At 70.7% G+C, this 15,420-nt stretch carries 9 protein-coding genes; 2 read left to right on the forward strand and 7 right to left on the reverse strand.

Annotated features, from left to right (window positions below; translation table 11 throughout):
* Positions 1-128: 128 nt before the first annotated feature.
* From OG718_RS17300 to OG718_RS17315, 4 genes are all read right to left on the reverse strand, one after another.
* Positions 129-2,087 (reverse strand): IucA/IucC family protein, encoded by a 1,959-nt coding sequence (locus OG718_RS17300; RefSeq protein WP_328844546.1) that lies wholly within the window; start codon positions 2,085-2,087, stop codon positions 129-131.
* 57 nt (positions 2,088-2,144) lie between these two features.
* Positions 2,145-3,029, reverse strand: a complete 885-nt coding sequence (locus OG718_RS17305; RefSeq protein WP_328844547.1) for a GNAT family N-acetyltransferase — start codon at positions 3,027-3,029, stop codon at positions 2,145-2,147.
* 39 nt (positions 3,030-3,068) lie between these two features.
* Complete coding sequence (locus OG718_RS17310; RefSeq protein WP_443055118.1) at positions 3,069-5,111, reverse strand: IucA/IucC family protein; 2,043 nt, start codon at positions 5,109-5,111, stop codon at positions 3,069-3,071.
* Positions 5,112-5,329: 218 nt separating this feature from the next.
* Positions 5,330-6,856, reverse strand: a complete 1,527-nt coding sequence (locus tag OG718_RS17315) for a diaminobutyrate--2-oxoglutarate transaminase family protein (RefSeq protein ID WP_443055120.1) — start codon at positions 6,854-6,856, stop codon at positions 5,330-5,332.
* A gap of 333 nt (positions 6,857-7,189) precedes the next feature.
* Here OG718_RS17315 and OG718_RS17320 point away from each other — a divergent pair, with 333 nt between their 5' ends.
* Both OG718_RS17320 and OG718_RS17325 read left to right on the forward strand, forming a co-directional pair.
* Positions 7,190-8,419 carry a trypsin-like serine peptidase gene (locus tag OG718_RS17320; RefSeq protein ID WP_306937329.1) on the forward strand — a complete coding sequence of 410 codons (1,230 nt, stop codon included), beginning with the start codon at positions 7,190-7,192 and terminating at the stop codon, positions 8,417-8,419.
* Positions 8,420-8,650: 231 nt separating this feature from the next.
* A complete protein-coding gene (locus OG718_RS17325) occupies positions 8,651-9,850 on the forward strand; it encodes a hypothetical protein (protein WP_143638089.1) in 1,200 nt (399 codons plus the stop codon).
* 112 nt (positions 9,851-9,962) lie between these two features.
* Here OG718_RS17325 and hflX read toward each other — a convergent pair whose 3' ends face one another.
* From hflX to OG718_RS17340, 3 genes are all read right to left on the reverse strand, one after another.
* A complete protein-coding gene (gene hflX, locus OG718_RS17330) occupies positions 9,963-11,456 on the reverse strand; it encodes a GTPase HflX (protein WP_143638088.1) in 1,494 nt (497 codons plus the stop codon).
* 182 nt (positions 11,457-11,638) lie between these two features.
* Positions 11,639-13,156, reverse strand: a complete 1,518-nt coding sequence (locus OG718_RS17335) for a M1 family metallopeptidase (protein ID WP_328844548.1) — start codon at positions 13,154-13,156, stop codon at positions 11,639-11,641.
* Between the two features lie 87 nt (positions 13,157-13,243).
* Positions 13,244-15,385, reverse strand: a complete 2,142-nt coding sequence (locus tag OG718_RS17340; RefSeq protein WP_143638085.1) for a RelA/SpoT family protein — start codon at positions 15,383-15,385, stop codon at positions 13,244-13,246.
* Positions 15,386-15,420: the final 35 nt, after the last annotated feature.

Here is a 15,420-nt window from a genome sequence, read left to right on the forward strand (position 1 = left end):
CACCCTACGGGGCCGCACTGACAACCGGGCGATCAAGGCCGGGGCGAGGGACGCGATCAAGACGGGTGCACGGCCGGTGACACCGGGGGTGGAGTGATCGGTGAAATGATCATTGCCGCGGTCACTGATCATGGCTGGTGCAGTGGGTTCGGAACGGTGCCGTGCACGGCTGCGTGCGGGCGCTTGGGGCGGTCACGGTAGCCGTCCAGGTGCAGTCGGTTGCGGTTGAGGCACAGCCGCTCGATACGCGGAGTGAGCAGGTCGAACGTTTCGTAGCGCTCCTTGAGCTCCGGGAAGAGCTTGTGGTGACGGAGGATCTCCGCCCGGACGAGCGACCAGAACTCGGCCTCCGGAACACCCAGTTGCGCCTCGCAGAGCGGGGCCAGATAGCGGAAGACACCGACGAAGAGCCCGGAGTGGATGAACTGGGTGAGGAAGGCGGCCGGTTCCGTGAGCAGAACGGCGCGCACGTCGTCCGGCATGGACGCGTGCTCGGGAAACCGCTCGGCGCTGACGTTCACGTCGTCCACGAAGTCCTTCACCGCGAGTCGGACGGGTACGTCGTGGTCGTCGAAGACAACGATCGCGTTCTCGCCGTGTGGGCTGAACACAGTGCCGTAGCGGTAGAGGAAGTGCAGCAGGGGCGGCAGCAGAGCGGCGAAGAGACGGCGCAACCAGATCCGCGGGGCCAGTCCCGAGCGCTCGACGAGCTCCGTCGTGAAGGCTCGGCCTTCGGGGTCGGTGTGCAGGAGAGCGGCGAGGGTGCGGGCGCGTTCGCCGGGCGCCAGATGCCGACAGAGCGGCTCGCGCCAGATCGCGCCCAACAGCTCCTTGTACTGGTACGGGACTTCCGGCAGAGCGTCGTACACGGGGTGCCCGACCGTGACGGACGCGACCTCGCCGAGGAGGATGACCCCGCAGGTGTCCCGCAGGAAGGGGTCCGCGTCGCGCAGGCCGTGCATCCAGGCGGTGACGGCGGGTGCCGCGAGAGTGCGCTCCGTGGGGAGGCCCCGCCACACCAGGGTGTTGAGGACGGACAGCGGCAGTTTGACGGTGTGCCGGTCCGGGCGTGAGGTGTTGAGGAAGGTGCGGACCGACTGCTGGGGCAGGCGTAAATCGGCGTCCGGGGGCAGCGGAACGATGGCGCCTGCGGCGACAGAGGGCGCGAAGAGCGGCAGCACGACGTCGTTCCACTGCCAGGGGTGCACGGGCAGGTAGAGATACGACTCCGGTGAGAGCCCACGCGCGCGTAGGGCGACGTCGTAGGACTCCCTGGTGGCGGGGTCGAGCTCGCGCGCGTAAAGCTGGTCCGCGGTCTCCAGACCTGCGACGCCCCGGTATGTGGCCAGTGAGGTGTGCACCGCGATCCATGGCAGGGCTGTCCCTCTACGGCCCTCGGGTGCCCAGTGGGCGGCGTCCGTGGCGGAGAAGCCGAGGCGCCCCTTGTTGAGGACGATCCAGGGGTGGCCCGTCTGATGGCCTTCCAGCTCGGCGTATCCCAGGTCGGCGAGCCGGGCGGCGGGCAGTGCGGTGTGGTCGAGGCGGGCGTCCGCCGCGAGTGTGGTGGTCAGTTCCCTGATGACGTGCCCGAGAGTGGCGCCGTCGAGTCCGAGGGTGGCGCGGGCGCGGGTGAGGAAGTCGAGGGGGTCGGTGTAGGGGCGTGAGGGTTCCGGTCCCACGGTCTCGCCGGTGGCTCCGGTTGCCTCGGTCAGGGTGAGTGACAACGGATCGACCTGCCAGCTGTCGTACGCGCCGCGGCGGGCGCGGAAGGCGATGATGCCGCCTGCGTCGAGGCGGAGGGTGTACGGACGCTCGTCATCGGCGCCTGCGGCGGGCGGCGAATCGTCTCCTCTGGGGTCCAGGGCGCCGACCGGTGCGGTGGCCTCGGTGGGACAGGGCGCTGCCGCGGTTGCAGCGGCACGGTTCCCGTCCGCCTCGGGTACCAGGATCTCCTCGTGCGCGAACTCCCCGATCATCTTGGCGAGCAGACGGCGCCCCGCTCTTTCCCATCGCTCCGGGCTCAGTTCGGGCGGGTCGTAGAGCCACGACGGCTCTCCGGGAGTCGGGGCGGCGGACGGGTTCGGCACGGGGACTCCTCGACTGGGAACCTGATCGGAGCGAGCGGTGTACTAAAAGTGACGGCGCTACAACAGATCGCGCAGGGCCCGGTCCCGGACCATGAGGGCTGCCTTCTTGTCGGGCAGATCGACCTCGGCGGAGAACCGGAAGCCGGCACTGAGAAAGGCGGACACGGAGGGGATGTTGCGGAGGTCGGGTTCAGCGATGACGCGTGCGCATGAGGGACGACGGTCGAGGACCAGATCGGAGACGGCTCTGAGCAGAGTCGTGCCGAGTCCACGCCCGCGATGGGCGACACCGCCGATGAGGAGGTGGATACCGGTGTCGTGAAGGCGGGCCGGGTAGTGGCGGGCCAGGGGGTCGAGGTCCGCCCGGTAGATCTCCCAGTAGCTCATCGGCGTGCCGTCCAGCACGCCGAGGCAGGGGACGCTGCGTCCGTCGCCGCCGAGTTGGGCGCGCAGGTGGTCCTCGGTCGCCGTCCCGGGTCCCGAGAGCTCCCAGAAGGCGGCCACGGCGGGGTCGTTCATCCAGCGGTTGATGAGCGGGAGGTCTCGGTCGAGGTGTACGGGGACGAGGTGGAAGACGCCCGCGGCGGTGGCGGTCGGCCCCCAGTCACCGACGCGGTCCAGCAGGTCGTCACCGGCCGGGGCGACCGGGGAGGGCCACGCTGTGCCCGGCGCCCAGTCCTGCGCCGAGCCCGCCGTGCTCCGGCCCCCGCCGTTCCGCTCTGCCCGTTCCGCGGCTCCCCCGGCCGCTTCGGCGTTCGCGCCCCCGGCCGCCCTGCCCTTCGCTTCCCCGGCCTTCTCGGCCTTTTCGGCGAAGAACGCGAGAAGTTCTTCGGGCAGGCGCAGATCGAGGGTGTCCTCGGTGTCCGCACCGGGACCCGTGTCGCTGCCGGCGGTGGTGTAGGGGGCGGTACCGGCGTCGGTGCTCGCATCGGTGGGAGGCACGGCGACGCTCCTCTCAGGAGACGGGGTGGGTCATGTTCCTCAGGAATGAAGGGGGTTGGCGATGGTGACGTAGACGGACTGGGTGTCGACCGGACCGACGAGTTCGTCGAGACCGTGCAGCCGGGTCAGCAGGTTGGCCTTGCAGCGCAGAACGGGTGAGTCGAGCAGCTGGGCGGGCAGGGAGGTACGCAGCCGGGCGGGCCCCGAGGCGACGTCGGCGAGGAATCGGCGGAAGGCGGCGAGCAGCAGCCGTTCGTCGGCGAGGCGCTGGGAGCCGAAGGCCCCGATGAGGCCGAGCACGTTGTTGATGCCGAGGTAGTAGGCGAATCGTTCGTCGGTGACCTCGTCGGAGACGAAGGTGTCGCTGTGCTCGCCGATGCCGGGGAGTCGTTCGTTCAGTTCCGCGCGCCGCGACTCGCGGAAGTAGTAGCCCTGGTTGTCGCGGTAGCGGCCGCCCGCGGGCCACCCTTCCTGGTCCAGCAGGAGCAGGGTGTTCTGCTGGTGGGCCTCCAGCGCGATGCCCGCCTCGCTGTCCAGCCAGAGGACAGGGCGGACGACCTGCTCCAGGTAGCGCAGGAACCACTCGGCGGCGACGGCGCCGCGTGGCCGGCCCGTGCGTCCGGCGAGCCGGGTGACGATCTCGGTGAGCCTGGCCCGTGTCGTGGTCCGGCTCTGCTCGGGGTGCTGCTGTCCGATGGGCTGGGCCTGGGGCCTGGGCGAGACGAGTCCGGCGACGCAGGAGACGTCGTCCGTCGGCGTGAACGGATTGTGGCGGATCATCACGTCGAGGCCGGGCACGGGGTTGCCGTCCGGGTCGTTCACCGCGAGCCAGGCCGGGTCGCGCACGATGTCGAAGCCCGGGTGGGCCGCCTGCCACTGTTCGGCGAGGCCGCCGCGCAGCAGACGGTGGACCTCGACACCGCGGTGGAGTTCCTTGCGGAGGTTCTCCCTGCGGGAGTTGGTGATGCGCAGGCCCAGCGAAAGCTTCAGCATCGCAGGGGCGCCGGAGCGGTAGAGGGTGCGTACGGAGGAGGTGGGGTACCACGGAGAGCCATGGGGACCGAGGTCCAGGAGCAGACCGGCGTCCAGAAGTTTCGCCGTATCCGGGCGGTGGCGGATCTCGCGGACCTGCCAGGGGTGCATCGGCAGCGCGGCGTATCCGTCGGGCAACCGCAGTCCGGCACCGGCGAGCCGGGGGGTGAGCTGCTCCGCGGGCACGAGGCGGCCTCGCTCGGTCCAGGCCGAGTCGGTGGCGAGCGCGGAGGGGGCGACAGCCATCCAGTGCAGGGGGAAGGAGCCGCGCAACTCGGGTGAGTAGAGGCGGGTTTCGGTCCCGGAGAGTCCCTCGCGGCTCTTCGGGGTGGGGTGCAGCGGGTGGCCGAGCAACAGCGCCTGCTCGGCCGAGAGGAAGAAGTCGGGGCCGTCGGCGGGATTCTCCCGGCGGTCCGTGATGAAGACGACGGTCCGCCGTACGGAGTCGGCGACGCGGCCGACCAGGTCACCGCCGTCGGCCGAGGCGTGGGGCTGGGCAGGAGCATCCGTCGTAGCGGAAGCCTGGGGCCCAGCGGGAGCGTCTGTCGCGTCGGAGGCGATTGGCTCGGTGGGAGCGTCCGGGGCGGTGAGGGCGGTCAGCTGGGTGGGAGCTCCGGTTGTCGGGGTCTCGCGTCCCAGGAGGGCCGCAAGGGTGACGGCGTCCGTGGGAGGTGCCTGGTCGGGGGCGTCGGAGAGGTAGGGAGGGCCGAGGCGGTGCCAGCCCGTGGGGGACCAGTAGTGGACGGGAACGACGAGGGCTGTGCCACTCGCGGGGAGGGGGATGCGGAGGGTGCCGTCGTCGGGGGCGGCGAGGTCGTGCTCGCGTACCCAGCAGCGCAGCAGGTTCTCGATGGCGGCGGCCTGGGCCGCGGTGTGGGGATCGGGGTGTTCCAGCAGGTCGGTGGTGGCGCCGCGCAGCCCTTCGGACTCCTGGGACCCTGTCTTCTGCCTGGGGACCGATTCGGCCCCCGACCCGAGCGGGGCCTGTGTGCCGCGCCCTCCTCGCTCATGGGTGTAGGGGTGGCCGTCGGGTGCGGGGATGGCGTTCAAGAGGCTTCCTCGGGGGTGGTTCAGGTTCGTGCGGCGACGAACCGGGGCTGTTCCGGCGTGCGTTGGGCCCGTGCGTTTCCTGGTTGATGCGGGTGCGGGGTGTCGTCTGGTTCAGGGGGTGCGGAATGGAGGAGGCAGTTCTGGTGGTGCCCTGCGGGTGTCGCCGGAGGACGACGTCTCCGGGGTCCCACCGCCGGGCCGTCCACCGGGCCGACCGGCTATCCGGAGCGCTCGGCGCGTCGGGTGTGCTCGGCGCCTTGGGCGTGCTCGACCTTTTGGGCCTGGTCGACCTTCTGGGCGTGCCGGGTCGCTGTCCGCCGGGTGTTCTCGGAGGGTGAGCCGGTGTGCGCCTTCGCGACCTCCGCCACGGCGTCGGCAAGACGGTTGAGCACCGCGCTCGCCTGTTCGTCGCTGATCGTGAGCGGTGGCAGCAGGCGCACCACACTGGAGTTCCGTCCGCCGAGTTCCACGATCAGCCCGCGGCGCAGGCACTCCCGCTGGACGGCGGCCGCCAGTTCGGGGGCCGCGGGAGGCGGTCCGCCGGGGGACGACGGAGGCTTCTCGGGGTCCACGAGTTCGACGCCGATCATCAGCCCCCGGCCGCGCACGTCGCCGACACAGCCGAAGTCGTCGGCAAGACTCCGGAGTTGGGCGATCATGCGGGTGCCCAGAACCGCGGCTCGCTCGGTGAGGCCGTTCTCACGGACGTACGCGAGAGTCGCGGCGCCCGCGGCCATGGCGAGCTGGTTGCCGCGGAACGTGCCCGCGTGGGCGCCCGGTTCCCACACGTCGAGGTCCTCGCGGTAGACGACGACCGCCAGCGGCAGGCTGCCCCCGATGGCCTTGGAGAGGACCATCACATCGGGTGTGATGCCGCTGTGCTCCACCGCCCAGAAGGCGCCGGTCCGCCCGACTCCCGTCTGGACCTCGTCGGCGATCAGCGGGATGGAGCGCGCCGAGGTGATCTCGCGCATCCGCCGCATCCAGTCGTCGCGGGCCGGAATCACTCCGCCCTCGCCCTGCACCGGTTCCAGGATCATCCCGGCGGGGCTCGGCACCCCGGACTTGGTGTCGTCGAGGATGGACTCGGTCCAGCGCGCGGCGAGTTCGGCACCCGGTTCGCCGCCGACGCCGAACGGACAGCGGTAGTCCTGCGGATAGGGCAGGCGCGCGACACGTACGTCGGACGCGCCACCGGATGCTGCGAGCGCCCCCGCGGTCATCCCGTGGTAGGCGCCGGCGAAGGCGAGAATCCCGCTGCGCCCGGTCGCGGCGCGCACCAGTTTCAGGGCGGCCTCCACGGCGTCCGTACCGGCGGGCCCGCAGAACTGCACGCGCGCGTGGTCGGCGAGACCGGGCGGCAGCGTGCGGAACAGCTCGGTGGTGAAGGCGTCCTTGACGGGCGTGGCCAGGTCGAGGACCTGCAACGGCGCCCCGGAGTCGAGGACCTTCCTGATGGCTTCCAGTACAACCGGGTGGTTGTGGCCGAGGGCCAGCGTCCCGGCGCCCGAGAGGCAGTCGAGGTAGCGGTTCCCGTCGGCGCCCTCGATCGTCAGGCCGCGCGCGCGGACCGGGACGATCGGAAGGGCGCGTGCGTAGGTGCGCGCCGCGGATTCACGCGCCGCCTGGCGCCGCAGAATCCCCTCGTGCGCCGCGCGCGCCCCGACGTTCTCCTGTGTCGCGCGCGCCCCAGCGACCTCGGGCATCGCGGGCGCCGCCTCGGGCGCAGACTCGGTCACAGCCACGTCTGTCGGTCCTCCCGCTGTCCAGAAGAGGCGAGTTGCTCGGCCGCCCGGTGGGAGGCGACAGGGGAATGAACGCAGCCGGAACGTCCCCCGTACGTACCAACGACGAGGACCGCGAGGGGCAACGGTGGGGCGAAGATCCTTGCCGTGACGGAACCGTTGCGGTTCCGTCGGAAGTCCCCCACAGCAACGGCATAGTCTGTGGTGCCGTTCAGCGGATCCCCGCTGATCAGCACCCACGGTCCACGTCGGACACATCCGGGTCACCGGATCCGTACGAAGTCCCATGTGGCAGCACAGAGTTGTTCGTTCACCTCCAGGGGGAGTCACACCATGCGACCCATACGCCCGCCCTTCGCCGCCCGTCGAGGGAGGAGCTCGCGCCGCAGAACCTCCCCCATGCTGGCCGCGGTCGGACTGGCCACCGCACTGGCGCTCACCGCCACCGCCTGCGGCTCGGAAGAGGACACCAACGCGGGCGCGCAGGCGTCGGCGTCCGCGGCGGGCGACGGCAAGATCAAGATCCCGGACAACATCAGGGACAGGCTCAAAGAGCACGGGATCGACATCGACCAGTGGAAGGGCGGCGCCTGGAAGAACTGGGACAAGGACGACTGGCTGCGCGAGGCCGGGGACTACATCAACCCGATCATCAAGGACCTGTGGGACCCGGACCGTATGCGCGAGGCCGAGGACCCGGACCAGGGCAAGGGCGTCGACGAGAACGACCTCTCGGGTGACCAGGGCGTGACCGACCCGGAGCCGGCGCCCGTGGAGGCGAAGTCCGTCCCTGCGGCGTACCACGAGAACGCGCCCGAGGCGGGCAAGGTGTTCTTCGACTCGCCCGAGGGCACGATGGTCTGCTCGGCGACCGTGGTCGAGGACCCGGCCCACCCGGGCAAGTCCAACCTCGTGTGGACCGCGGGCCACTGCGTGCACGCCGGCAAGAAGGGCGGCTGGTACCGCAACATCGCCTTCGTGCCCTCGTACAACAACGACGCCATGTCGGCGGCGGAGCTCGCGACCGCCACCAAGGAGGAGGTCGCTCCGTACGGTCTCTGGTGGGGTGACTGGGCGCAGACCTCGGACCAGTGGATCGAGCAGGGTGGTGCGACGGGCGGCGACGGTGCCTCGTACGACTTCGCGGTCATTCATGTGACGCCGGAGAAGGGCAGCGGGGGCAAGTCCCTCGAGGAGACCGTCGGTTCGGCGCTCCCGGTGGACTTCAACGCTCCGGCCGTGTCGCAGGTCGGGGACATCACCGCGACCGGCTACCCGGCGGCGAAGCCGTTCGACGGGGAGACCATGTTCCAGTGCGCGGACAAGCCGGGTCGGCTGTCGATCGCCGAGTCCGAGCCGACGATGTACCGCATCGGCTGCACCATGACCGGCGGTTCGTCGGGCGGCGGCTGGGTCGCGGCGGGTTCGGACGGCAAGCCGGCGCTGGTGTCCAACACCTCGATCGGCCCGGTGACCGCGGGCTGGCTCGCGGGCCCGCACCTGGGCACGGAGGCCAAGGGGATCTACGACGCGGTGAGCAAGAAGTTCGCGGCGCAGCAGTAGCGACGCAGCGATAGCGGCGTAGCCGTAGCGGTACCGCAGTAGCGGCACAGGGGCGAACGGCGGCAGGGTGGGGCCTCACGGAAACCTTCACCACCCGGCCGCCGTTCGTCCTCGACTCCCCGGGCATAGTGGGGTGTCGCGGTGACACGGGCTCCGCGGAGAGCCTTCTTCGCGCTCTTCGCGCCTGACCCGCAGACGAAAGCTGCACGTTCTATCGGGGGTAACAACATCATGCGTTCCACACGTCCGTCCTTCTGGGGGATGCGCGGGCGACGCCGCGTCCTCGCCGTCACCGGCCTGGCGGCGGCTCTTGCGCTCACCGCCACCGCCTGCGAGTCGGGCGACGACAACGCCGCCGACAAGCCGGCCGCCACCGGCTCCGGGGCCTCCGGCGGCGACAAGATCGAAATTCCGGCCGACATCGCCGGCAAGCTCAAGGAGCACGGCATCGATGTCGACGACTGGAAGGACGGCGAATGGAAGAACTGGGACAGGGACAAGTGGCTCACTGAGGCCGAGGACTTCGTCAACCCGGTGATCGAGGGCCTCTGGAAGCCCGAGCGGATGAAGTCCGCCAAGGACCCGGACAAGACGATCTCCGCGAAGGACGCCTCGGCCGACCAGGGCGTGAGCGACCCGGCACCGGCCCCGGTCACCGCGACGCGGGAAGAGACCCCGTACCACGACAACGCCGCCCCGGTCGGGAAGGTCTTCTTCGACTCCCCCGAAGGCTCGATGGTCTGCTCCGGCACGGTCGTCAAGGATCCGCGCAACCCGGGGAAGTCCAACCTCGTGTGGACCGCGGGCCACTGTGTCCACGCGGGCGGTGGCGGCGGCTGGTACCGCAACATCGCCTTCGTGCCCGCCTACAACGACCTCGGCAAGTCCGAGGCCGAGCTGGCCAATGCGACACAGCAGGAGATCTCCCCGTACGGCCAGTACTGGGCGGACTGGGCGTCCACGTCGAACGAGTGGATCCAGGGCGGCTCGGAGTCGGGCGGCGCGGGTGCCGCGTACGACTACGCGGTGCTGCACGTGAAGCCGGAGTCGGGCTCCAAGTCCCTTGAGGAGACCGTCGGTACGGCGCTGGACGTGGACTTCTCCACCCCCGCCGCGGCGGACGCGGGATCGATGGGCGCCTGGGGCTACCCGGCGGCGCCGCCGTACAACGGTCTGATCATGCACAAGTGCGTCGACCGGCCGGGCCGGCTCTCGCTCAGCCCGAGCCTGCCGACGATGTACCGCATCGGCTGCACGATGACCGGAGGTTCGTCGGGCGGCGGCTGGTTCCGGGTCGTCGACGGCAAGACCGTGCTCGTCTCGAACACCTCGATCGGCCCGGCCGACAACACCTGGCTCGCGGGACCGCAGCTGGGTCAGGGCGCCGAGACGCTCTTCGACAACATGAGCAAGGAGTACGGCGCCAAGTAGGCGCCCGTACGCCTGCCGGCGCCACGCCCACGGCATCCGCGCCACGCATACGGCGAAGGCCCGCCCCCTGCCAGAGGGGGCGGGCCTTCGCCGTATGCGATCACATCAGAGATCAGGCAGCCGGCACCGGGACGTACGGAGCCAGCTCCGCCGCCAGTTCCTCGTGCACCCGCACCTTCAGCAGGGTGCCCTCCGGGGTGTGCTCCTCGGAGATCACCTCGCCCTCGGAGTGGGCGCGCGCGACCAGCCGGCCGAGCGTGTACGGCACGAGCACCTCGATCTCGACCGAGGGGTGCGGCAGTTCGACGTCGATGAGCGCGAGCAGCTCGGCGATGCCCTGGCCCGTGCGGGCCGAGACGGCGATGGACCGCTTCTCGTTCCGCATGAGCCGCTGGAGCACCAGCGGGTCGGCCGCGTCCGCCTTGTTGATCACCACGATCTCGGGCACCTTGGTCGCGCCCACGTCGCGGACGACCTCGCGCACGGCGGCCAGCTGCTCCTCCGGCGCCGGGTGCGAACCGTCCACCACGTGCAGGATCAGGTCGGAGTCCCCGACCTCTTCCATCGTGGAGCGGAACGCCTCGACGAGGTGGTGCGGCAGGTGCCGGACGAAGCCGACGGTGTCCGCGAGTGTGTAGATCCGCCCGCTGGGCGTCTCGGCACGGCGCACGGTCGGGTCGAGGGTGGCGAACAGCTCGTTCTGCACGAGCACGCCCGCGCCCGTGAGGCGGTTGAGCAGCGAGGACTTGCCGGCGTTGGTGTAGCCGGCGATCGCCACCGAGGGCACCTTGTTGCGACGGCGCTCCTGGCGCTTGATCTCGCGGCCGACCTTCATGTCCGCGATCTCCCGGCGCATCTTCGCCATCTTCTCGCGGATACGACGCCGGTCGGTCTCGATCTTGGTCTCACCGGGACCACGGGTGGCGAGGCCGCCGCCCTTGCCGCCGCCCATCTGACGGGACAGCGACTGGCCCCAGCCTCGCAGCCTCGGCAGCATGTACTGCATCTGCGCGAGCGCGACCTGCGCCTTGCCCTCTCGGGACTTGGCGTGCTGGGCGAAGATGTCGAGGATCAGGGCCGTACGGTCGATGACCTTGACCTTGACGACGTCTTCGAGGTGGATCAGCTGGCCCGGCGAGAGCTCACCGTCACAGATGACGGTGTCCGCGCCGGTCTCCAGCACGATGTCCCGCAGCTCGTTGGCCTTGCCGGAACCGATGTAGGTGGCCGCGTCGGGCTTGTCGCGGCGCTGGATGACGCCGTCGAGCACAAGCGCGCCCGCGGTCTCGGCGAGGGCGGCGAGCTCCGCGAGGGAGTTCTCCGAGTCGGTCGCGGTCCCGGAGGTCCACACACCGACAAGCACCACTCGCTCCAGACGGAGCTGTCGGTACTCGACCTCGGTGACGTCCTCGAGTTCGGTGGAGAGGCCCGCGACACGGCGCAGGGCCGCACGCTCGGAGCGGTCGAACTGGTCGCCGTCCCGGTCTCCGTCGACCTCGTGGCTCCAGGCGACGTCCTCTTCCATCAGGGCATCGGCCCGAAGACCGTCGGGGTAGTTCTGCGCGAGGCTCTGCGTGTCCTGGGAAGGGGAAGAAGAGGAGGTCATTGGGTCCTTACGTCGAGGGGATACCTGTGGGACGACGGACTTCCGTCCGACATACACGACAACGTCCGGGGCCGCCGGGAGATTCCCGTCCGGAGTCCGGGGGGCCGTGCCGCCGACCCGAAGTGGCGTCGACGTGAAGATGTTCGCACGGCACGGCCCGTCTCGTCACCGGATTTTCGGGGCTATCGGGTGGGCTTGGCGGGCTTCTCCGCGGGCTTCTCGCTGCGCCAGTCGGGGTGGCCCGGCATGGGCGGGGTCTTCTCCCCGTAGAGCCATGCCTCGAAGAATCCGCTCAGATCACGGCCCGAGATGCCCGAGGCGAGGTGCGTGAAGTCCGCGGTGTCCGCGACCCCGTCGTGGTGGGTGCTCACCCAGGTCCGCTCCAGTTGCTCGAAGGCGTGGCGGCCGATCTCCTCGCGGAGCGCGTACAGGACCAGGGCGCTGCCGTCGTAGACGTTCGGGCGGAAGATGCTGAGCTTCTCGCCGGGTGCGGCCCCCTTGGGCGCGGCGGGCGGGCCTCCTGCGGCACGCCATGTGTCGGAGGCCCGGTAGGCGGCCCGCATCCGTGCCTCCATGGGCCTGTCGGCCTTCTCCTCGGCGTAGAGGGCCTCGTACCAGGTGGCGTGGCCTTCGTTGAGCCACAGGTCGGACCAGGTGCGCGGGGAGACGCTGTCGCCGAACCACTGGTGCGCCAGTTCGTGCACCATGATCGCCTCGACGTACCACTTCGGGTACTCGGGCCGTGTGAAGAGCTCCTTCTCGAAGAGGGAGAGTGTCTGTGTCTCCAGTTCGAACCCGGTGCGGGCCTCGGCGATCAGCAGCCCGTACGTCTCGAAGGGGTAGTCACCGACCTTCTCCTGCATCCAGGCGATCTGGTCGGGGGTCTTCTTGAGCCACGGTTCCAGGAGCTCGCGGTCCTTGGTGGGAACCACGTCGCGTACGGGCAGACCGTCCGGCCCGCTCCGGTGCAGCACGGAGGAGCGGCCGATGGAGACCTGGGCCAGTTCGGTGGCCATGGGGTGCTCGGTCCGGTACGTCCAGGTGGTGGCCGCGGCGCGCCGGTTCACGCCCAGGGGCAGCCCGTTGGCGACGGCCGTGTAGCCGTTGGGCGCGGTGACCCGGATGGTGAACAGGGCCTTGTCCGAGGGATGGTCGTTGCTCGGGAAGACCCGGTGCCCGGCGTCGGCCTGGTTGGCCATCGCGAGGCCGTCCTCGGTCCGCACCCAGCCGCTGTCCTGGTCCTTGCTCGACACGGGGTTGCTGTCGTGGCGCACGGTGATCCGCATCCGGACGCCGGGCGGCAGCGGCTCCGCGGGTGTGACCACCAGGTCCTCCCCGGCGCTCCGGAACTCTGCGGGCTCGCCGTCGACCTCGACGGATCGCACTGTTCCGTGCGAGTAGTCAAGATTGACCTGCTCCAGCCAGTCTGTCGTCCTGGCCTCGATCGTGGTGACGGCCGGCAGCGGCTTGCTGTTGCTGCCGGGATAGGTGAAGGCCAGGTCGTACGCCGTGACGTCGTACCCGGGGTTGCCCAGGTACGGGAAGAGCCGGTCGCCGATGCCGAGCGGGGCCGGAGCCGGGGCGCTCGCGGCGATGAGGCAGACGGAGGCGGCGGAGGCGAGGAACGCCGTGCGGAGCCGTCGGGGGGCCTTCGGGCGTGGAGTCCCGGCACGGGTGGTGGTCCTGGGGGTGCGCAGCATGGACCACGGCTATCAGCGCCCGCCCGCCTCACGGCGACGACTCGCGCCGAGCCCACTCGAACGGGCGCTTTCCGCCGAGTCGCCGCTCTACGGAGTGGTCGTCTGGTGCTGCGCGCGGCCGACGTCGAAGACACCCGGAACGTTGCGCATCGCCCGCATGAGCACGGGGAGGTGGGCGGCGTCCGGGAGTTGGAGCGTGTAGGTGTGGCGTACCCGCTGCTGGCTGGGCGGTTCGACGGTCGCCGCGACGATGTCGCCGCCTTCCAGGGCGATGGCCTCGGTGAGGTCGGCGAGCAGGTGGGGCCGTCCGAAGGACTCGACGAAGAGTGTGACGCGGCATTCCGATGTGTCGCCCCAGCGCACTCCGACTTCCGTGCGCCCGAGGTCCTTCATGCGGGCCGCCCCCGCGCACTCGACGCGGTGCACGGTCACCACTCCGCCGCGTACGGCGAAGCCGGTGATGTCGTCGGGCGGCACGGGCGTACAACAGCCCGCGAGGCGTACGGTCGCGCCGGGCTGGTCGACCACGACGTCCGCGGCGGCCGGGCGCGCGGCGGGCGCGTCCGCGGACGGACGGCGGGTCGTGGCGGGAGCCTCGGGCGGCGTCGCGGGCGACGGGTGTGCGGCCAGCCAGCGGGTGATGGCGATCCGCGCGACGGGCGTGTGCGCGTGCTCCAGCCACTCCCTGGAGGGCTCGGAGGCCGGGTCCTGGCCCATGAGCAGTTGCACGGTGTCGCCGTCGTTCAGGACCGTACTGAGCCTCACCAGGCGGCCGTTGACGCGCGCGCCGATGCAGGCGTGCGCGTCCTCGCCGTACTGGGCGTACGCGGCGTCGACGCAACTGGCGCCCGCGGGAAGTCCGAGCGTGCCGCCGTCGGGGCGGTAGACGGTGATCTCCCGGTCCTGGGCGAGGTCCTCGCGGAGCGTCGACCAGAACGTGTCGGGGTCCGGGGCCGCCTCCTGCCAGTCGAGGAGGCGGGAGAGCCAACCTGGACGGGTCGGGTCGGCGCGCTCGCCGTCCACCACGTCGGCGGCGCGCGTGCCGTCGCCGTCCGTCTGCTCCTCCGAAGGAGGAGCGTAGGGATTGCCGAGCGCGATGACGCCGGCCTCGGCGACCTTGTGCATCTGGTGCGTACGGATGAGGACTTCGGCGACCTGGCCGTCGGTGCGGGCGACCGCGGTGTGCAGCGACTGGTACAGGTTGAACTTGGGGACGGCGATGAAGTCCTTGAACTCCGAGACCACGGGCGTGAGACAGGTGTGCAGTTCGCCGAGGACCCCGTAGCAGTCGGCGTCCTCGTTCACGAGCACCAGGAGGCGTCCGAAGTCGGAGCCGCGCATCTCGCCGCGCTTGCGAGAGACGCGGTGCACGGAGACGAAGTGCCGTGGCCGGATGAGGACTTCGGCCTGCAGACCGGCCTCGCGCAGGACCACCCGCACCTCTTCGGCGATCTCCTCGAGGGGATCGTCGGCGCGGGAGGCGTTGTCGACGACGAGCTGGCGGGTGTGGGCGTACTCCTCGGGGTGCAGGATCGCGAAGACGAGGTCCTCCAGCTCGGTCTTCAGTGCCTGCACGCCCAGGCGTTCGGCGAGCGGGATCAGCACGTCCCTCGTCACCTTGGCGATGCGTGCCTGTTTCTCGGGGCGCATCACGCCGAGGGTGCGCATGTTGTGCAGCCGGTCGGCGAGCTTGATCGACATCACGCGTACGTCGCTGCCGGTGGCGACGAGCATCTTGCGGAACGTCTCGGGCTCGGCGGCCGCCCCGTAGTCGACCTTCTCCAGCTTCGTCACGCCGTCGACGAGATAGCGGACCTCCTCGCCGAACTCCTCACGCACCTGATCGAGTGTCACTTCCGTGTCCTCGACCGTGTCGTGGAGCAGGGACGCCGTCAAAGTCGTGGTCTCCGCGCCGAGTTCGGCGAGGATCAGCGTCACGGCGAGCGGGTGCGTGATGTACGGCTCGCCGCTCTTGCGCATCTGTCCGCGATGCGAGGACTCGGCGAGGACGTACGCGCGGCGCAGCGGGTCCAGGTCGGCGTCGGGGTAGTGAGCGCGGTGGGCCTCGACCACGTGACCGATCGCGTCGGGCAGCCGGCCGCGGGCGGCGGGCCCCAGGAGGGCGGCCCGGCCGAGGCGCCGCAGATCGATCCGGGGGCGGCTTCTCCTGCGCTGTGCCCCGGGCGGCATGGGGCCGGGCGTCGCGGGGTTCGTGGCCTCCGCACTCATGGGCACCTCCGGCTGCGTGGACCGGCGGACGGGGT

This window comes from Streptomyces sp. NBC_00258 (assembly GCF_036182465.1).
GTDB lineage: Bacteria > Actinomycetota > Actinomycetes > Streptomycetales > Streptomycetaceae > Streptomyces.